The following is a 17,494-nucleotide window of genomic DNA, read 5'->3' as shown; positions in this document are numbered from 1 at the left end:
CCTGGGAGCGGATGAACGGGGCGTGATCCGGGACTACTTGGCGCCGAGACCGGCGTCGTCGACGCCCGGCTGCGCCTCGTCGACGAGGACCTTGTTCAGCGGCCGGAGGTCATAGATGCCCTTGAGGTCCGGCTGCTCCAGGAGGCCCGCCTTGACCGCGTGGTCCGCCTCCAGGTCCAGCGTCTTGGCGAGCGGGTCGTCGGTGAAGTCGATGGACTTCCACGCCGGGTCGATGACCTCGGCCGGGAGGGCCTTGCCGGAAGCTTCCTTCAGTTCGGCGTTGGCCGCGGTCTTCGCCTTCTCCGGGTTGTCCTGGATCCACTTGGTGGTCTTCACGGAGGCGCGCAGCACCGCCTCGACGACCTTCGGGTGCTCCTTGAGGAAGTCCTGCCGCACGACGATGTTGGTGATCACGAACTTCTTGTCCGGCCACAGGTCCTTCTCGTCGAGCAGCACCTTGCCGCCCTCGGCGACCAGCTTGGAGGCGGTCGGCTCCGGCACCCAGGCGCCGTCGATGGAGCCGGACTTGTACGCGTCCGGGGTGATCTTGTTGTCGGTGCGGACCACCGACACATCGCCCTTGCCGCTCTGCGGGTCGACCTTCCAGCCCTTCTCCGCGATCCAGTTGAGCAGGGCCACGTCCTGGGTGTTGCCGAGCTGCGGCGTCGCGATGCTCTTGCCCTTGACGTCCTTCACCGACTTGATCTTGTCGGGGTTCACCACGAGCTTCACGCCGCCCGAGGCCGCGCCGCCGATGATGCGCAGGCCCTTGCCCTGGGACTTCACATAGCCGTTGATGGCCGGGGACGGGCCGATCCAGCCGATGTCGATGGACTTCGAGTTGAGCGCCTCGATCTCCGAGGGACCCGCGTTGAACTGGGCGTACTCGGCCTTGGTGGCGCCCAGTTCCTTCTGGAAGAGGCCCTCCTGCTTGCCGACGAGGGCGGTGCCGTGGGTGAGGTTCGGGAAGTACCCGATGTTCACTCTGTCGAGGCCCTCGATCTTCTTCGCGCCGGCGGCGATGTTGGCCTTGTCGTTGCCGTCGTCGTCGGCCTCCGAGCCGTACCCGCAGGCGCCGAGCGCAAGAGCGAACAGCGGCAGAGCGGCAAGAGCGGTGAGGCGGGTGCGTGGTCGCACGGAGGTGTTCCTCTCAGAGGCCCGGCGGCTCCGCCGTCAGGGCGGCGCCGGGAGGTCGGCAGGTCTTCGTCGTACGGGGGGTGCGGGAAGTGCAGGGAGTGCAGGACGCGCGGGTCGTGCACGACGTCCATGGGCGCGCAAGCGGTGCGCGTACGTCATCGCGCACATCGCGCCACTCCGCCCTGCCCGCTGCCGAGGGCACCGCTGCCGATGCGGCCGCCCTCCTTCGCGAACGTCGCGAACATGTCGACGTAGAGCATGGTCAGAAGTCCCAACCCGCGTCGTCCACCGGGGAGTTACCTTCGGCGGCAGGTGCGGCGAAGGAGTCGCCCGCCATGCCCGCCGCGAGCGTCGTCCCGTCGGACGGGTCGATCAGCAGGAAGGAACCTGTACGGCGCGAGTCCGCGTAGGAGTCCAGGGCCAGCGGCTCGGCCGTGCGGACCTTCACCCGGCCGATGTCGTTGGCGACCAGCTGCCCCGGGTCCGGGTGCTGCGAGAGGTCGTCGAGGGTGAGGCGCGACGGGATCTCCTTCACGATCGCCTTGACCGTGCGCGTGGTGTGCTTCAGGAGCACGCGCTGGCCGACCGTGAGGGCCGTGTCCGCGACGTGGCAGACCGTCGCCTCGACGTCCTGCGTGGTGGGCGGGGTGTCGCCGCTCGGGACGAGCAGGTCGCCGCGCGAGATGTCGATGTCGTCCTCCAGGAGGAGCGTCACCGACTGCGGGGTCCACGCCACGTCGACCGGCTCGCCCAGCAGGTCGATGCCGGAGATCTTCGACGTGCGGCCGGACGGGAGCACCGTCACCGGCTCGCCGACGCGGAACGTGCCCGCCGCGATCTGGCCCGCGTAGCCGCGGTAGTCGGGGTGTTCGGCGGTCTGCGGCCGGATCACGTACTGCACGGGCAGGCGCGCGTGGCAGGAGGTGAGGTCGTGGCTGACCGGGACCGTCTCCAGGTGCTCCAGGACGGTGGGGCCGCCGTACCAGTCCATGTTCGAGGACGGCTCCACCACGTTGTCGCCCGCGAGCGCCGAGATCGGGATGGCGGTGATCTCCGGGACGCCCAACTCGCCGGCGTACGCGGTGAATTCCTCGGCGATCTTCGCGAAGACGGTCTCTTCGTAGGCGACGAGGTCCATCTTGTTCACGGCGAGCACGACGTGCGGGACGCGCAGGAGCGCCGCGACGGCCGCGTGGCGGCGGGTCTGCTCGATGACGCCGTTGCGGGCGTCGACCAGGACCACGGCCAGGTCGGCGGTCGAGGCGCCGGTGACCATGTTGCGGGTGTACTGCACGTGGCCCGGGGTGTCGGCCAGGATGAAGCGGCGCCGCGCGGTGGCGAAGTAGCGGTAGGCCACGTCGATGGTGATGCCCTGCTCGCGCTCGGCCCGCAGGCCGTCGGTGAGCAGCGCCAGGTCGGGGCCCTCGGCGCCGCGGCTGCGCGAGGCGTGCTCGACGGCCTCCAGCTGGTCGGTCAGGACCGACTTGGAGTCGTGCAGCAGGCGGCCCACGAGGGTGGACTTGCCGTCGTCGACCGAACCGGCGGTCGCGAAGCGCAGCAGGGTGGTCGCCGAGAGCTGCTCGACCGACAACGGCTCGGCGCCCGGCTCGGTGGTGCTGTGGTTGCTCATGGTTAGAAGTACCCCTCGCGCTTGCGGTCTTCCATCGCGGCCTCGGACATCTTGTCGTCGGCGCGCGTGGCGCCCCGCTCGGTCAGCCGGGACGCGGCGATCTCGGCGATGACGGCGTCCAGCGTGGTGGCGTCCGAGTCGACGGCGCCCGTGCAGGACATGTCGCCGACGGTGCGGTAGCGCACCAGGCGCTTCTCGACGGGCTCGGTGTCCTTGGGGCCGCCCCACTCGCCGGCGGTCAGCCACATGCCCGAGCGGCTGAACACGTCCCGCTCGTGCGCGAAGTAGATCTGCGGCAGCTCGATGGACTCGCGGGCGATGTACTGCCACACGTCCAGCTCGGTCCAGTTGGACAGCGGGAAGACGCGCACGTGCTCGCCGGGGGCGTGGCGGCCGTTGTAGAGCTGCCACAGCTCGGGGCGCTGACGGCGCGGGTCCCACTGCGAGAACTCGTCGCGCAGCGAGAACACCCGCTCCTTGGCGCGGGCCTTCTCCTCGTCGCGCCGCCCGCCGCCGAAGACCGCGTCGAACTTCTCCGCCTGGATCTTCTCCGTGAGGGGGAGCGTCTGGAGGGGGTTGCGGGTGCCGTCGGGGCGTTCCTTGAGCACGCCGCGGTCGATGTAGTCCTGCACGGAGGCGACGTGCAGGCGCAGCCCGTGCCGGGCGACGACGCGGTCGCGGTATTCGAGGACCTCGGGGAAGTTGTGCCCCGTGTCGACGTGCAGGAGCGAGAAGGGGATCGCCGCGGGGGCGAACGCCTTCAGCGCCAGGTGCAGCATGACGATCGAGTCCTTGCCGCCGGAGAAGAGGATCACCGGCCGCTCGAACTCGCCCGCCACCTCGCGGAAGATGTGCACCGCCTCGGACTCCAGCGCGTCCAGGTGGCTGAGGGCGTACGGCGAATCGGTGCCCTCGTCAAGGGAGTTGACGGTCGTGGTCATCGGGCCAGACCCCTCTCTATGAGCAGCGCGCGCAGCGCGGCCGCGGACTCCTGCACGGTCTGGTCCTGGGACTCGATGCGCAGATCGGGCGACTCGGGTGCCTCGTAGGGGTCGTCGACCCCGGTGAGCCCGGAGATCTCACCCGCGGCCTGCTGGGCGTACAGGCCCTTCACATCGCGTACGGAGCACACCTCGACCGGCGTCGCGACGTGCACCTCGACGTACGCGGTGCCGTTCGCCTGGTGGCGCTTGCGCACCGCCTCGCGGCTGTCCGCGAACGGCGCGATCACCGGGACCAGGGCCAACACGCCGTTGCGCGCGAGGAGTTCGGCGACGAAGCCGATGCGCTGCACATTGGTGTGCCGGTCCTCGCGGCTGAAGCCGAGGCCCGCCGAGAGGAACTCGCGGATCTCGTCGCCGTCGAGCACCTCCACGCGGTGGCCCCCGGCGCGCAGGGTGCCCGCCAGCTCGTACGCGATGGTGGTCTTGCCCGCGCTGGGCAGGCCGGTGAGCCAGACGGTGGCTCCGGTCGTCACGTGGTTCTCCTGGGTCTGTGCCTGCGGGGTCTGTACCTGCGGGGTCTGTGCCTGCTGGGGCTGGGGCGCGGTCATCCGTGGATCCCGCACTCGGTCTTGGCGTTTCCGGCCCAGCGCCCGGCGCGCGCGTCCTCGCCCTCCAGGAGGCGGCGGGTGCAGGGGGCGCAGCCCACGGAGCCGTAGCCGTCCATCAGGAGCGGGTTGGTCAGCACCCCGTGCTCGGTGACGTAGGCGTCCACGTCGTCCTGCGTCCAGCGGGCGATGGGCGAGACCTTCACCTTCCGGCGCTTCTCGTCCCAGCCGACGACGGGGGTGTTCGCCCGGGTCGGGGACTCGTCGCGGCGCAGCCCGGTGGCCCACGCGGCGTAGCCCTTGAGGCCGTCCTCCAGGGGCTGCACCTTGCGCAGCTTGCAGCACAGGTCGGGGTCGCGGTCGTGCAGCTTCGGGCCGTACTCCGCGTCCTGCTCGGCCACCGTCTGGCGCGGGGTGAGGGTGATGACGTTGACGTCCATCACGGCCTCGACGGCGTCGCGGGTGCCGATGGTCTCGGGGAAGTGGTAGCCGGTGTCGAGGAACACGACGTCGACGCCGGGCAGGGCCCGCGAGGCGAGGTGGGCGACGACCGCGTCCTCCATCGAGGAGGTCACGCAGAAGCGCGGGCCGAACGTGCCGGCCGCCCACTGGAGGATCTCCAGCGCGGAGGCGTCCTCCAGGTCGCGGCCCGCCTGCTCGGCGAGTGCCTTCAACTCGTCGTCCGTACGCTGCTCTTGGCTCTGAGCCGTCGTCATATCTCTTCCCCTCCACCGCTGGTGTGCTGAAGGCCCCGGGACAGCAGCCCGAGGAACTTCAGCTGGAAGGCCCGATTGCACGCCGCGCATTCCCAGGCGCCGTGCCCGGTCTCGTTCGGGCGCAGGTCCTCGTCCCCGCAGTAGGGGCAGTGGAAGGGGGCGGCACGCTCGCTCATGAGAGGGCCTCCTCGGAGGCGCGCGCGGCCCAGGCGGCGAACCGCTCGCCGTCCTCGCGCTCCGCCTGGAAGCGCGTCAGGACCCGCTCCACGTAGTCGGGCAGCTCGGCCGCGGTGACCTTCAGGCCGCGGACCTTGCGGCCGAACCCGGCCTCCAGGCCGAGCGCGCCGCCGAGGTGCACCTGGTACCCCTCGACCTGCTCGCCGTTCTTGTCGAGCATGAGCTGGCCCTTGAGGCCGATGTCCGCGACCTGGATGCGGGCGCAGGCGTTCGGGCAGCCGTTGAGGTTGATGGTCAGCGGCTCGTCGAACTCCGGCAGGCGGCGCTCCAGTTCGTCGATGAGCGAGGCGCCGCGCGCCTTCGTCTCGACGATGGCGAGCTTGCAGAACTCGATGCCTGTGCAGGCCATGGTGCCGCGCCGGAACGGCGAGGGGTTCACCTTCAGGTCGAGCGCCTCAAGCCCCGAGACGAGCGAATCGACCTGCTCCTCCTCCACGTCGAGCACGATCATCTTCTGCTCGGCGGTGGTCCGCAGGCGGCCGGAGCCGTGCGCGGCGGCGACTTCGGCGATCTTCGTGAGCGTGGCGCCGTCGACCCGGCCGACGCGCGGCGCGAACCCGACGTAGAACCGGCCGTCCTGCTGCCGGTGCACCCCGACGTGGTCGCGCCAGCGCTCCACCGGCTGGTCGGGGGCGGGCCCGTCGACGAGCTTCCGCTTCAGGTACTCGTCCTCCAGGACCTGGCGGAACTTCTCGGCGCCCCAGTCGGCGAGCAGGAACTTCAGGCGGGCGCGGGTGCGAAGGCGCCGGTAGCCGTAGTCACGGAAGATCGAGATGACGCCCTCGTAGACGTCGGGGACCTCGTCCAGCGGGACCCAGGCGCCGAGCCGCTGCCCGATCTTGGGGTTGGTGGAGAGGCCGCCGCCGACCCAGACGTCGAAGCCGGGCCCGTGCTCGGGGTGGCGGACCCCGACGAAGGCGATGTCGTTGATCTCGTGCGCCACGTCGAGCAGCGGCGAGCCGGAGATGGCGGACTTGAACTTCCGCGGCAGGTTGGAGAATTCGGGGTTGCCGACGATGCGCCGCTGGATCTCCTCCAGGGCGGGCGTGCCGTCGATGATCTCGTCCTCGGCGATCCCGGCGACGGGCGAACCGAGGATGACGCGGGGCGTGTCCCCGCACGCCTCGGTGGTGGAGAGCCCCACGGCTTCAAGGCGTCGCCAGATCTCCGGGACGTCCTCGACGCGGATCCAGTGGTACTGGATGTTCTGCCGGTCGGTGATGTCGGCGGTGCCGCGCGCGAACTCCTGCGAGATCTCGCCGATGACGCGGAGCTGCTCGGTGGTGAGCCGGCCGCCGTCGACCCGCACGCGCAGCATGAAGTACTCGTCGTCCAGCTCCTCCGGCTCCAGGATCGCGGTCTTGCCGCCGTCGATCCCGGGCTTGCGCTGGGTGTAGAGCCCCCACCACCGCATCCGCCCACGAAGATCGTTCGGGTCGATGGAGTCGAAGCCGCGCTTCGAGTAGATCGTCTCAATGCGTGTCCGCACATTGAGACCGTCGTCGTCCTTCTTGAACTGCTCGTTGCCGTTGAGCGGAGTGAAGTGCCCGACGGCCCACTGCCCCTCGCCGCGGTGACGGCTCACCTTGCGGCGGGGCGCGGCGCTCGTGGGCTTTTCAGGGGTGGCGGCCATGGGACACGTCCTTCTTCAAGACAGGCTTTGAGCGGCTCTGACCAGCACACTCGCGGCGGCGGCGCGGCGGTGCGCAGGGGAAGGTCAGCGGGAAGTCAGTAAAGGGAGGTGCAGCGGGAGGCGCTGCTCTGCGGCGGTTGCGCTGAGTCGATCAGCAGGCCGGACAGATGGCGCTGGACATGCGGCCGAGGTCGACGTGGCGTCGACTCACCAAGGCAATTCCAGCTGCAGACATGACGGAAGCGTGTCACGGGACTTTCGGCCCAGTCCACCATTATCCAAAATGTGGACACCCTTGTCCCAGATCATGGACAAGGGTGTCGCCGGTCACACCAGGCCCGCGCACTGTGCGCGCGGTCCGCACACCGTGCTGGTCAGGCGCCCGGCCACGGACCCGGAGTGGCCACGTCCGGCTCCTGCTCGACCTTGGTGTCGAAGAGCTTGAAGCCACGGCGGAGATAGTTGTCCATCGCGTGCTCACCGTCCTTGCTGCAGGTGTGCAGCCATACGCGCTTGGTCGGCGTCCGCTCCGGCCACCGCTCGGCCAGGTCCCAGGCCCGCCGGGCGCCGTACGCGAGCAGGTGCCCGCCGATGCGGCGCCCCCGGAACGCCGGGACGAGCCCGAAGTAGACGATCTCGACGACGCCGTCCTCCTGCGCGTCCAGCTCCACGTATCCGGCCGGGGTCCCGCGGTCGTAGGCCACCCAGGTCTCGGCACCCGGCCGCCCGATCACCTCGGTCCACTGCGCGTACGTCCACCCGAGCCGGTCCGTCCACTGGATGTCGCCACCCACGGAGGCGTACAGAAAGCGGCTGAACTCCGGCGAGGGCACCTCGGCCCGCACGATCCGCACATCGCCTTCGGGCGCGGCGGCGGGGAGCAGGTCCGTGGGGGACGTCTGCTCCAGGGACCAGGTGGTGACTGTGATGCTCATGGAGGTCAGGGAATCACACCGACGAAAGTAGTGGCCGGCCGCGCTTTCGTCGGGTGCGATCGCGACCTTGGAGGGCAGCGCCGGGGGCCGTCGCCGGAACAGGATTGCCGCAGCTCCGTACGGAGCGTGACCACGCGGGAATCCGGGAAGGGCGAGGGGTCGGCACAGATGCAGGGGAAGACGATCGAGTACGGGCTCCGCCCGCCGGCGCACGCCGTGGACCGGCGGGCCGTGACCTGGTGGACCCTGCAGGCCGCCCTCGTCTCCCTCGGCGGACTCGCCTGTGCGGCGGGGGCGTTGGCCGGGCTGTGGTGGTGGCTGTCGCCGTCGGCCGGCGTCATCGGCGGCGTCGGTGCGGGACTGGTGCTGGTGGCGGCCGCCTTCGTGGTGGCCGTGCCGCGGTGGCGCTATCGCGTGCACCGCTGGGAGGCCACGGGGGAGGCGGTGTACACCGTCTCCGGTTCGCTCTGGCGGCTCGTGCGCATCGCGCCGATGGCCCGCATCCAGACCGTCGACACCGCGCGCGGCCCGCTCCAGCAGCTGCTCGGCCTCTCCACCCTCGTCGTCACCACGGCCTCCGCCGCCGGGCCCGTGCGCGTGCACGGCCTCGGGCGCGCGCGGGCCGAGGAGCTCGCGGCCCGTCTCGCCGCCGCGGCCCAGGCCACCGAGGGGGACGGTGCGGCATGAGGGGCGCTGTGGAGAGCGGCGGTACGGGGAATGAGATGGCCCACGACGCGGGGTGGGGGGCGTGGCGGCGGCTCGACAAGCGGTTGCTGCTCGTGCAGCTCAAGTGGCTCGTCCCGCCCGTGTTTTCCGTCGGCTTCTACGGGGTGGCCGGTCAGGGGCGGCTCGACCGTGAGGCGTTCGTCCGGCTCGGTCTGATCGGCGGGGTCTTCCTGGCGATCATGCTGTGGCGGCTCGTCGAGCTCCTCACCACCAGCTACCGCGTCACCGGCGAACTCCTGGAGGTGCGCACGGGGTTGCTCGGGCGCAGGCATCGGGCCGTGCCGTGCGACCGTATCCGCGGTGTCGACCTCGTCGCCGATCCGTTCCTGCGGGTCTTCGGGCTCGTCGCGGTGAAGGTCACCACGGCCGAGGGCGGCGGTGGTGGCGGAGACGGCCAGGGGGACGTGCGTCTTGAGGCGTTGCGCAAGGGGGACGCGGGCGCTCTGCGGCAGCAGTTGTTGCGCCGGTCCGTCGCGGCGGCCGCCGCGCGCCGGTCCGGGTCCCCGGGCCGCGACCGCGTCATCGCCCGCCTCGACTGGGCCTGGCTGCGCTATATGCCGCTCAACTCCTGGGGCGTGCTCGCCGTCGTCGTCGCGGGTGGCGCGGGTGTGCGCGTCCTGGACGGGCTCGGTGTCGAGCCGGAGCGGGTGCTGCGGGCGACCGTCGGGGTGCTGGGCGTCACCGGGCTGGGGGAGGGCGTCGCCCTCGGCGCGCTCGCGCTGCTCGTGCTCGGGTCGGTCACCGCCGTGGCCCTCGCCGCCGAGGAGTGGTGGGGCTACCGCCTGGAGCGCGACGGAAACGGTGATTTCGCCGTGCGCCGTGGCCTGTTGACCACCCGTTCCCTCTCCGTCGACGCGCGCCGCATGCGTGGCGTCGAGGTCACCGAGCCCCTGGTGCTGCGGCTCGGCGGCGGCGCACAGGTCGCGGCCGTCGCGACCGGCCTGGACACGGCGGAGGAGTCCGAGGCCACCAAGTTGCGGGTGCTCAGCCCCGCCGTGCCGCGCGGCCGGGCCCACGCGATCGCCGCCGCCGTCGTCGGCAGCCGCCTCTCCCCGACCGCCGTCAGGCTGCGCCGCCACCCGCGCGCCGCGCTGCGCCGCCGCCAGGTCAGGGCCGCCGTCATGGTGCTCGCCGGGTGTGCGGTGCCCGCCGTCGTCGGCCTGTGCCTCGCGCTCGCAAGTCCCGGGAGGCCCGCGAGTTCCGCCGCTTCCGCGGCGGTCGTACTCCTGCACATCGCGTGGATCTCCGCCGTGGTGCTGCTGCCTCTCGGTGCGCTGTGCGCCCGCGGCGCCTACCGCTCGCTCGGCCACGCCCTGGACGGCCCCTACCTGGTGACGCGGTACGGCTTCTTCGTCCGGCGCACCGTCGCCCTGCGGCGCGACAGCGTGATCGGCTGGAAGATCGCCCAGTCGCCCCTGCAGCGCCGCGCGGGTCTCGCCACCCTCCACGTCACCACGGCCGCCTGCAGGAGCGGGGCCTTCCCGGTACGGGACGTGGAGCTCGCGGAGGGGCTGCGCTTCGCCGCCGAGGCCGTGCCGGGGCTGCTCGCGCCCTTCGCCGAGCGGCGGTGACCACGGTGCGGCACCCGGGAGGCTCCCGCTCAACTCCCGCCGCGCACCGCCTCCTTGGCCGGTACGAAGACCGGGAGCCGGGCCTCTACCTCGAAGCCGCCCCCGGCCGACGGCCCGGCGTGCAGCTCGCCGCCCACGAGGCCGACGCGTCGGCGCAGGCCCAGCAGGCCCACGCCGGAGCCGCTGCGGCTCAGCGTGTGCTCGCCGGCGTCAGCAGGCGGTCCGTGCCCCGGCTCCGCGTTCCGGATCGTCAACCGCACGTGTTCCCGGCCGTATCGGGCCCGCACCTCGACGGCGGCGCCCGGCGCGTGCTTGATCGCGTTGGACAGGGACTCCTGGACGACCCGGTACACGGTCCGGCCGATCACCGGTGACACCACACCGGAGTCTCCGGTGCGCGTGAACGCGATCCGCACGCCCGCCGCCGCCGACTCGGCTATCAGGTCCTCCAGATCGGGGCCGGCGGCTTCCCCGGCCGCCCGGCCCGGTGCCGCGCCGTCCGCCACGGTCCGCTCGCCGGCCGGCGACCGCAGTACCCCCAGGAACTCCCGCAGCTCCTCCAGCGCCTGGTGCCCCGCCGCCCGCAGCTCCTCGGCGGCGCGCCGGGTCGCGTCCTCGCGGGTGGTCATCCGCAGCGCCCCCGCGTGCAGGACCATCAGGCTCACCCGGTGCGTCACGATGTCGTGCATCTCCACCGCAAGACGCGCCCGCTCCTCCGAACGGGCCCGCTCGGCGAGCAAGTGCTGCTCCCGCTCGGCGCGTTCGACACGGTCCCTGAGCACGTCGGCGAGGCGGTGCTGCGAGCGCACGTACATCCCGGCGAGCGCGGGCACGGCGGTGAGCAGCAGGCCGGGCGCGACGATGGCGGCGTCCGGCGCCCACGGGCGGGTGGCGACGAGGGTGAGGGCGCCCGTCAGGGCCCAGGCGAGCCGCAGGTTCGCGCCGAACACCGTCGCGCTGTAGCAGGCGAAGGGCGCCGCGAGCGGCACCCACACCCCGGACTCGTCCACCGCGGGCAGCGTGCCGGGGGAGACGCCCTCGGTGACCATCGGCACCGCGGCGACCAGCATCAGGGCCATGACCCACATCGGCGCGGTGCGCCGGAACAGCAGCGCGAGCGCGGCGGCGGCCTGGAGCGCGGGGGCGATCCGGTCCTCCGGGGAACCGCCCGCCCTGAGGACCGCTGTGAGCGTCGTCAGTACGAGGAGGCACAGGACGAGATCCACGGCCCGGGCGCCCCAGGGCGGCAGGGCCCGGGTGCGCCGCGGCAGCCAGTCGGAGGATTCCACGTCGATCATGGTAGGACCACGGGCTTACTGGCCGAAGAAGCTCTGGCCAATGATGGCGGGTGGGCATACGTTCACCGAGCTGCCCCAGCCCCTGGCCGCTTTCCGACCTTCAGACGTCACGGACCGGGGGGTTCAGGTGGGTGCGCCGGTGTCGAGCATGGAGCGGGGCGAGCGCGAGGGGGGCGTGGGGCCCGAGGGTGTGACCGTGCACGAGGGCGTGACCGTGCACGACGATGTCCAAGAGCCCGCCCTGATAAGCGAGTTCGGGCTCCTCAGCTCGGCCCTCTCCATGGAGTTCACGACCCACTTCGACGGGGACGGCGGCGCGTGCGCCGTGGTCGCGGCGGCCGAGGCGCTGGCCCGGGTGATCGAGGCGCCCGAAGGGTTCCTCGAACCGGTCCTCGCGGCCGGGGACGCCGTCGGCCGCACCCTGCTCTCCCGCAGCGAGGCCACGCAGTGCCGCCTCGTGCTCAGCGCCGACCCCTCCGGGATCACCCTCGCCGCCACCGACGACGCGGAGGTCTCCCTGGACTCGGCGGAGCGGCCCGCGGCGCTCAAGGAGGCGGCACGGGCACGCACCGACGGCGAACTCCGGGTCCACCGGGGGCCCGACGGGCACCTGTGGGTGGTGTGGAGACGCGGCTGGGAGTCCGTGCCCGAGACATGAACACCCCTAAGAGTCTCCGCCGCGCGCAAGTCGCACCGCCGGCGCCGTCGAGTGCGGCAGCAGGTCCAGAGGCAGCTCAGGGGTGCGCACCTCGACCTCGACGTCCTCGTGGAAGCGGTAGGGGCGGTGTGCGATGAGTCCGCCCAAGTACCGCCGTACGCGGGAGAGTTCGGCCCGTACCGTCACCGTGCGGCCCGGGTCGCCGAACAGGTCCTCGGACAGCTCGGAGGCGGTGCGGCCGGTCCTGCGGTGCGCGGCCAGCAGGTAGAGCAGCTCGGCGTGGCGCGGGGAGAGCTCGTGCGTCCAGCACCCGGCGCCGCTCGCGACGGTCACCGACCAGCTGCGCGCGCCGCTGACGTCCAGGACGACGCGGGTCGCGGCCCGGGAACCCGTACCGCCGTCGCGGGCACCGTCGTCGAGGCGCAGCAGCCAGCCGCCGGGCAGCGGCTCCACCCGGCAGCGGCCGAGCGAGGGCAGCCATGTGGTGCCCGCGGCAAGGGACTTGGGCAGCGGCACCCGGTCGCTGGGGAGCATCCCGGTGACCGCCGCCGTCCAGCCGTGGGTGTCCACGGCGACGGCGCGGCCGCCGATCCGGGCGAGGACCGGCGAGGCCACCGCGCGCAGCCGCTCCAGGGCCGTCAGATGCAGATCGCGCAGGTGCGCCTCGCCGAGCTTGGCCACCGAGTTGACCAGGGCGAGCGTCGCCGGGTGCATCGTGGTGATGGGGCCGCTGACGTCCACCACGCCGATCAGGCGGCCGTCGCGCGGATCCGTGACGGGCGCGCCCGCGCACGTCCACGCGTGGTGGGTCTGCACGAAGTGCTCGGCGGAGAACACGTGGAGGGGGCGGCGCACCACGAGGGGGGTGCCTATGCCGTTGGTGCCGACGACCGACTCGTTCCAGTCCGCGCCCAGTTCGAAGCCGAGCGAGTCCGCGCTGCGCAGCACTGCCGCGTTGCCCTCGCGCCACAGCACGCGGCCGTCGACGTCGCAGACCACCATGATGTGGTGCGCGGCGTCGGCGACGCCTACCAGGCCCTCGCGCAGCACCGGCAGGATGTCCAGGAGCGGTGAGGCGCGCCGCCGCTCCTCCAGCTCCTCCAGGCTGAGCAGCCGGGAGCGGAAGTCGCGGTCCGGGTCGACGCCGCCCTGCAGCATGCGGCCCCAGGACTCGCCGATCAGCTGCCGGGGCTGCACTTGGGGCCGGTGCCCGGAGAGCGTCGCGTCCCGGACCCCCTTCAGCAGGCGGGCGGCGTTGCCCGCGTCCAGCGCGGAGATCGCCGCGAGATCGAGCGTCGACGTCGCGTCCATCACGGTTCCTTCCCGAACAGGCCGTTGTGCAGGGGCATGTACCCATCGTGCCCCGTGCCCGGCCTCGGGGAAGATGCTTCGTGGAGGAACCGCCAAGGGTTGCAACCTCTTGCAACTCTCGCGAACAACCGTGCGGTGATCGAAGCTTGAACGAACGCCGCTCGCACGGCGTTCACGCTCCTCACGGGGCCTGTGTGCGGGGGTGGTGCCGTGTCGGCGCAGCACCACCCCCGTGAATTCGCCTGTGACCAGGCCGGCTTACGCGCTCGGAGCCGCGCGCTCCACCACCGAAGCCAGGTCCAGGGTGTGCGGCAGCGTGCCGAACGCCGTGCCCCAGTCCCCGCCGAGCCGTGAGGCGCAGAAGGCGTCGGCGACCTCCGAAGGCGCGTACCGCACGAGCAGCGAGCCCTGGAGCACCAGTGCCATCCGCTCCACGAGACGCCGCGCCCGCGCCTCGATGCCCTCCAGGTCCGCGAGCTCGGTCAGCAGGTCCTTGATCGCGCCGTCCAGGCGGTGGTCCGCGCCCCGGGCCGAACCCACCTCCTCCAGGAAGGCGTTGAGGGCCTGCGGCTCCCGCTGCAGGGCCCGCAGCACGTCGAGGGCCTGCACATTGCCGGAGCCCTCCCAGATGGAGTTGAGCGGCGACTCGCGCAGCAGCCGCGGCATCCCGGACTCCTCCACGTACCCGTTGCCGCCCAGGCACTCCAGGGCCTCGGCCGCGACCGGGGTGCAGCGCTTGGTCACCCAGTACTTGGCCGCGGGCACCGCGAGCCGCAGGAACGCCTGTTCCCGCTCGCCGCCCGTGTCGTAGGCGGCGGCGAGCCGCAGCGCGAGCGTCGTGGCGGCCTCCGACTCCAGGGCCAGGTCCGCGAGGACGTTGCGCATCAGCGGCTTGTCGATCAGCTTGCCGCCGAAGGCTTCGCGGTACGTGGCGTGGTGCACGGCCTGCGCGACGGCCTGCCGCATCAGCGCGGCGGAGCCGATGACGCAGTCAAGCCGGGTCGCCGCGACCATCTCGATGATGGTGCGCACCCCGCGCCCCTCGTCCCCGACCCGGCGCGCCCACGTCCCGTCGAACTCGACCTCGCTCGACGCGTTCGACTTGTTGCCCAGCTTGTCCTTGAGCCGCTGGATGGCGAAGACGTTGCGCGTCCCGTCCTCGAGCACCCGGGGCACGAGAAAGCACGTGAGCCCGGCGTCCGCCTGCGCCAGCACCAGGAACCCGTCGGACATCGGGGCGGAGCAGAACCACTTGTGCCCGGTCAGTTCGTACGTGCCGTCCTCGGCGAGGGCGCGCGCACGCGTGGTGTTGGCTCGCACGTCGCTGCCGCCCTGCTTCTCCGTCATCCCCATGCCGAAGATGGCGCCCGCCTTCTGCGCGGCGGGCCGCAGCCCGTCGTCGTACACGGTGGAGGTGAGCCGGGGCTCCCACTCGGCGGCGACCGCCGGATCGGCGCGCAGCGCGGGCACGGCGGCGTGCGTCATCGAAATCGGACATCCGTGCCCGCCCTCGGCCTGCGTCCACACCAGGAAGCCGGCGGCCCGCCGCACATGCCCGCCGGGCCGTACCCAGGCGGCGGTCAGCCCCGCCGAGACGGCCCTTCCCATGAGCCGATGCCACGCGGGGTGGAAGTCGACCTCGTCGATCCGATTCCCATAACGGTCATGCGTGTGCAGAACGGGCGGATTCTCATTGGCCTGCACCCCCCACTCCTGCGCCTGCGCGGAACCGGCGGTCCGCCCGAGCTCGGAGAGCTCCGCGCGAGCCGTCTCCAGGAGGGACGGTTCGAGATGTCGTTCGACCGCCTCCGTGAGCGCCCGGTCGGCGGCAAAGACGTCATATCCCACCAGGGGCGGAGCCTGGTTGGTCACTGTGTGGGTGCTGGCTGCCATGCCGCTACGGTAAGGAGGTGCACCAGGCAAAAGAAACACCCGGGCGGCCATCGGGCCGCTGGACCCGGGCCCGCGCTCTCTATCGAAACGTCTCCAAGCGGAAGACTGCCTGGCTGCTTCTCAAGGACACCGTCAACTCCTGCGTGGAGTACCGCATCCTGGGACTCGCGGCCGAGGCAGCCTTCTTCACGCTGCTCTCCGTGCCGCCGCTGCTCCTGTCCCTGATCGGCCTGCTCGCCTACGTCGACCGCTGGACCGGCGCCAACACCATCGAGAGCGTCGAGAACAACATCCTGGAGGCGTCCCGCACCGTCCTGTCCGACAAGGGCGTCAGCCAGATCGCGCAGCCGATACTGGAGGACGTCATGCGGGTCGGCCGCCCCGACGTCATCTCCATCGGCTTCCTGTTCGCCCTCTGGTCCGGCTCGCGCGCGGTGAACGTCTTCATCGACACCATCACCGTGATGTACGGACTCGACGGCGCCCGCGGCATCGTCAAGACCCGCCTGCTCGCCTTCGGGCTCTTCATCGTGGCGCTGCTGATCGGCTCGGTGGCGCTGCCGCTGATGGTGGCGGGACCGGACGCGGTGGTGAAGCTGCTCCCCGGCTCGACGACGGTGGTGCAGATCCTGTACTGGCCGGTCGTCATCCTCCTGTCGGTGGTCTTCCTGACCACCCTCTACCACGTGTCCGTGCCGGTGCGTTCGCCGTGGGTGGAGGACGTGCCCGGTGCGCTGATCGCCCTCGGCATATGGGTCCTCGGCAGCTTCCTCCTCCGCATCTACCTGACCAGCACGGTCGAGGGCCCCACGATCTACGGGTCGTTGGCGGCGCCGGTCGCCGTGCTCCTGTGGATCGGGGTGTCCGCGTTCGCGGTGCTCGTGGGCGCGGCGGTGAACGCGGCGATCGACCACGTCTGGCCGTCCGTCCAGACCGCCGCCGCGCGGGCCGCGAACGAGAGGCTGCGGGAGGCGCGGGCGGCGGAGGTCGTCGCCCGGGCGGAGGCCGCGCGGGCGGCTGCGGCCGAGGAGGCGGGCGACGGGCCCGACCCCGACATGCCCTCGGAGTTCCCCGAGCGCTGGTCGCGCTTCCTGCCGCCGGAGGACGTCTCGTCCCGCCTCCGCACCCATGCGAAGCGGAACGGAAGCCATGGGGACGAGGCGCCGTAACGTTGCCTCCGGCCGGACGGGCGTCACTATGGGCGGGTGGGCCGGCGTTCGAGGACGAGGCGCGTTCAGCGCCGACAGGGGGTCCAGGGGCGAAGCCCCAGGGGAAGGTCAGACCTTCCACGTGCCGGCCGCCGCCTCCTCCTCCGCCAAGCGGGAGAAGTCCCTCGGGGCCCGGCCCAGAACCTCCCGCACCCCCTCGGAGAGGCTCGCGTTGCGCCCGTCCAGGTTCGCCTCGAACAGCTCGACCCGGAACTCCACGGCCTCCTCCGGCTCCCCGAACTCCCGCAGCGCACCCCCGTAGTCCCGCGCGGACACCGGCACATAGCGAAGCTCCCGCCCCGTCGCCGCCGCGATCTCCCCCACCGCGTCCCGGAACGACAGCAGGCGCGGCCCCGTCAGGTCCAGCACCCGCCCCGCATACGCCCCGGACGGGGCCGTGAGCACCGCCACCGCCACATCCGCGATGTCCCGCGTATCGATGAACGGCTCAAGGACCTCCCCGGCGGGGAACACCAGCTCCCCGCCCCGGAGCCCGTCGAGCAGATGCCCCTCGCTCAGGTTCTGCGCGAACCAGCTGCACCGCAGCACCGTCGTGGGCACCCCCGAGTCCCGTACCGCCGCCTCGGTCGGCAGCGCCTGCTCCTCGCCCCGGGCGGAGAGCAGCACCAGGCGCCGCACCCCCAGTTCCCCCGCGAGCCGGGCGAACGCGCCCACCGTCTCGGCGGCCCCGGGCGCCCCCACGTCCGGCATGTACGCGAGGTACGCGGCGTCGGCGCCGCGCAGCGCGTCGGCCCACGTCGCGCGGTCCTCCCAGTCGAAGCGGACCGCCCCGTTGCGGGAGGCCGCCCGCACCGTGAGGCCCGCCGCCCGTGCGGATTCGGCCACCCGGCGCCCGGTCTTGCCCGTGGCGCCCGTGACGAGGACGGTGAAGTCCTCGCCCTGGCGCGGCATTTGCGTGTCTTGTGCGTTGTTGTTCGTCATGTCTTCAGTCAACTCCCGGGCGCCGCAACGAACCATCCTTGAAGGGCTCG

The 17,494-nt window shown here is 72.1% G+C and carries 17 protein-coding genes; 4 read left to right on the top strand and 13 right to left on the bottom strand.

Features of this window, described 5'->3' with window-relative positions; all coding sequences use genetic code 11:
* Nucleotides 1-33: 33 nt before the first annotated feature.
* The 9 genes from ACQB60_RS24950 to ACQB60_RS24910 all read right to left on the bottom strand — a co-directional run bounded on the left by ACQB60_RS24950 (nucleotide 34) and on the right by ACQB60_RS24910 (nucleotide 7,837).
* On the bottom strand, nucleotides 34-1,137 hold the full coding sequence (locus ACQB60_RS24950) for an aliphatic sulfonate ABC transporter substrate-binding protein (RefSeq protein WP_496928344.1): 1,104 nt from the start codon (nucleotides 1,135-1,137) through the stop codon (nucleotides 34-36).
* A 262-nt stretch (nucleotides 1,138-1,399) separates the two neighbouring features.
* Nucleotides 1,400-2,767, bottom strand: coding sequence for a sulfate adenylyltransferase subunit 1 (locus ACQB60_RS24945; RefSeq protein ID WP_496928343.1), 1,368 nt, complete (start codon nucleotides 2,765-2,767; stop codon nucleotides 1,400-1,402).
* 2 nt (nucleotides 2,768-2,769) lie between these two features.
* On the bottom strand, nucleotides 2,770-3,708 hold the full coding sequence (gene cysD / locus ACQB60_RS24940) for a sulfate adenylyltransferase subunit CysD (protein WP_496928342.1): 939 nt from the start codon (nucleotides 3,706-3,708) through the stop codon (nucleotides 2,770-2,772).
* A complete protein-coding gene (cysC, locus tag ACQB60_RS24935; RefSeq protein ID WP_496928341.1) occupies nucleotides 3,705-4,319 on the bottom strand; it encodes an adenylyl-sulfate kinase in 615 nt (204 codons plus the stop codon). Before cysC ends, cysD begins: the two co-directional genes overlap by 4 nt.
* Nucleotides 4,316-5,032, bottom strand: coding sequence for a phosphoadenylyl-sulfate reductase (locus tag ACQB60_RS24930; protein ID WP_496928340.1), 717 nt, complete (start codon nucleotides 5,030-5,032; stop codon nucleotides 4,316-4,318). Before ACQB60_RS24930 ends, cysC begins: the two co-directional genes overlap by 4 nt.
* On the bottom strand, nucleotides 5,029-5,208 hold the full coding sequence (locus tag ACQB60_RS24925; protein WP_384836445.1) for a hypothetical protein: 180 nt from the start codon (nucleotides 5,206-5,208) through the stop codon (nucleotides 5,029-5,031). The genes ACQB60_RS24930 and ACQB60_RS24925 overlap by 4 nt, the downstream gene beginning before the upstream one ends.
* Nucleotides 5,205-6,902, bottom strand: a complete 1,698-nt coding sequence (locus tag ACQB60_RS24920) for a nitrite/sulfite reductase (RefSeq protein WP_496928339.1) — start codon at nucleotides 6,900-6,902, stop codon at nucleotides 5,205-5,207. The genes ACQB60_RS24925 and ACQB60_RS24920 overlap by 4 nt, the downstream gene beginning before the upstream one ends.
* 151 nt (nucleotides 6,903-7,053) lie before the next feature.
* Nucleotides 7,054-7,137, bottom strand: coding sequence for a putative leader peptide (locus ACQB60_RS24915; RefSeq protein WP_384836728.1), 84 nt, complete (start codon nucleotides 7,135-7,137; stop codon nucleotides 7,054-7,056).
* A gap of 139 nt (nucleotides 7,138-7,276) precedes the next feature.
* Nucleotides 7,277-7,837, bottom strand: a complete 561-nt coding sequence (locus tag ACQB60_RS24910; protein ID WP_496928338.1) for a GNAT family N-acetyltransferase — start codon at nucleotides 7,835-7,837, stop codon at nucleotides 7,277-7,279.
* A 126-nt stretch (nucleotides 7,838-7,963) separates the two neighbouring features.
* On the opposite strand from ACQB60_RS24910, the gene ACQB60_RS24905 reads away from it, so the two are divergent.
* Together ACQB60_RS24905 and ACQB60_RS24900 are read left to right on the top strand one after the other, a co-directional pair.
* Entirely contained in the window at nucleotides 7,964-8,524 is a 561-nt protein-coding gene (locus ACQB60_RS24905; RefSeq protein ID WP_496928337.1) for a PH domain-containing protein, read from the top strand.
* Nucleotides 8,521-10,134 (top strand): PH domain-containing protein, encoded by a 1,614-nt coding sequence (locus ACQB60_RS24900; protein WP_496928336.1) that lies wholly within the window; start codon nucleotides 8,521-8,523, stop codon nucleotides 10,132-10,134. The genes ACQB60_RS24905 and ACQB60_RS24900 overlap by 4 nt, the downstream gene beginning before the upstream one ends.
* 29 nt (nucleotides 10,135-10,163) lie before the next feature.
* On the opposite strand, the gene ACQB60_RS24895 is transcribed toward ACQB60_RS24900, so the two are convergent.
* The gene (locus ACQB60_RS24895) at nucleotides 10,164-11,423 is read right to left on the bottom strand and encodes a sensor histidine kinase (RefSeq protein ID WP_496928335.1); all 1,260 of its coding nucleotides are present in this window, start codon (nucleotides 11,421-11,423) and stop codon (nucleotides 10,164-10,166) included.
* A gap of 148 nt (nucleotides 11,424-11,571) precedes the next feature.
* On the opposite strand from ACQB60_RS24895, the gene ACQB60_RS24890 reads away from it, so the two are divergent.
* Nucleotides 11,572-12,090: a hypothetical protein gene (locus ACQB60_RS24890; RefSeq protein ID WP_496928334.1), complete on the top strand. Its 519-nt coding sequence runs from the start codon at nucleotides 11,572-11,574 to the stop codon at nucleotides 12,088-12,090.
* Between the two features lie 6 nt (nucleotides 12,091-12,096).
* Here ACQB60_RS24890 and ACQB60_RS24885 read toward each other — a convergent pair whose 3' ends face one another.
* Together ACQB60_RS24885 and ACQB60_RS24880 are read right to left on the bottom strand one after the other, a co-directional pair.
* Nucleotides 12,097-13,401: a helix-turn-helix domain-containing protein gene (locus ACQB60_RS24885; RefSeq protein ID WP_496928333.1), complete on the bottom strand. Its 1,305-nt coding sequence runs from the start codon at nucleotides 13,399-13,401 to the stop codon at nucleotides 12,097-12,099.
* A 258-nt stretch (nucleotides 13,402-13,659) separates the two neighbouring features.
* Nucleotides 13,660-15,294, bottom strand: coding sequence for an acyl-CoA dehydrogenase family protein (locus ACQB60_RS24880; protein ID WP_496928332.1), 1,635 nt, complete (start codon nucleotides 15,292-15,294; stop codon nucleotides 13,660-13,662).
* Between the two features lie 17 nt (nucleotides 15,295-15,311).
* Here ACQB60_RS24880 and ACQB60_RS24875 point away from each other — a divergent pair, with 17 nt between their 5' ends.
* A complete protein-coding gene (locus tag ACQB60_RS24875) occupies nucleotides 15,312-16,463 on the top strand; it encodes a YihY/virulence factor BrkB family protein (RefSeq protein ID WP_496928331.1) in 1,152 nt (383 codons plus the stop codon).
* Nucleotides 16,464-16,571: 108 nt separating this feature from the next.
* Here ACQB60_RS24875 and ACQB60_RS24870 read toward each other — a convergent pair whose 3' ends face one another.
* Entirely contained in the window at nucleotides 16,572-17,444 is an 873-nt protein-coding gene (locus ACQB60_RS24870; protein ID WP_496928330.1) for an NAD(P)H-binding protein, read from the bottom strand.
* Between the last annotated feature and the right edge of the window lie 50 nt (nucleotides 17,445-17,494).

The sequence above is a fragment of the Streptomyces odontotermitis genome (genome assembly GCF_050510915.1).
Taxonomy (GTDB): Bacteria; Actinomycetota; Actinomycetes; order Streptomycetales; family Streptomycetaceae; genus Streptomyces.
The sequence above is the reverse complement of the archived record's forward strand: the minus strand, read 5'-3'. Positions and strand labels throughout refer to the sequence as shown.

Bases quoted from the DNA above. Each gene is read 5' to 3' on its own strand.
- ACQB60_RS24945 (WP_496928343.1), bottom strand. From the start codon at position 2,767: ATGAGCAACCACAGCACCACCGAGCCGGGCGCCGAGCCGTTGTCGGTC.
- cysD (WP_496928342.1), bottom strand. From the start codon at position 3,708: ATGACCACGACCGTCAACTCCCTTGACGAGGGCACCGATTCGCCGTAC.
- cysC (WP_496928341.1), bottom strand. From the start codon at position 4,319: ATGACCGCGCCCCAGCCCCAGCAGGCACAGACCCCGCAGGTACAGACC.
- ACQB60_RS24930 (WP_496928340.1), bottom strand. From the start codon at position 5,032: ATGACGACGGCTCAGAGCCAAGAGCAGCGTACGGACGACGAGTTGAAG.
- ACQB60_RS24925 (WP_384836445.1), bottom strand. From the start codon at position 5,208: ATGAGCGAGCGTGCCGCCCCCTTCCACTGCCCCTACTGCGGGGACGAG.
- ACQB60_RS24920 (WP_496928339.1), bottom strand. From the start codon at position 6,902: ATGGCCGCCACCCCTGAAAAGCCCACGAGCGCCGCGCCCCGCCGCAAG.
- ACQB60_RS24915 (WP_384836728.1), bottom strand. From the start codon at position 7,137: ATGTCTGCAGCTGGAATTGCCTTGGTGAGTCGACGCCACGTCGACCTC.
- ACQB60_RS24910 (WP_496928338.1), bottom strand. From the start codon at position 7,837: ATGAGCATCACAGTCACCACCTGGTCCCTGGAGCAGACGTCCCCCACG.
- ACQB60_RS24900 (WP_496928336.1), top strand. From the start codon at position 8,521: ATGAGGGGCGCTGTGGAGAGCGGCGGTACGGGGAATGAGATGGCCCAC.
- ACQB60_RS24885 (WP_496928333.1), bottom strand. From the start codon at position 13,401: ATGGACGCGACGTCGACGCTCGATCTCGCGGCGATCTCCGCGCTGGAC.
- ACQB60_RS24880 (WP_496928332.1), bottom strand. From the start codon at position 15,294: ATGGCAGCCAGCACCCACACAGTGACCAACCAGGCTCCGCCCCTGGTG.
- ACQB60_RS24870 (WP_496928330.1), bottom strand. From the start codon at position 17,444: ATGACGAACAACAACGCACAAGACACGCAAATGCCGCGCCAGGGCGAG.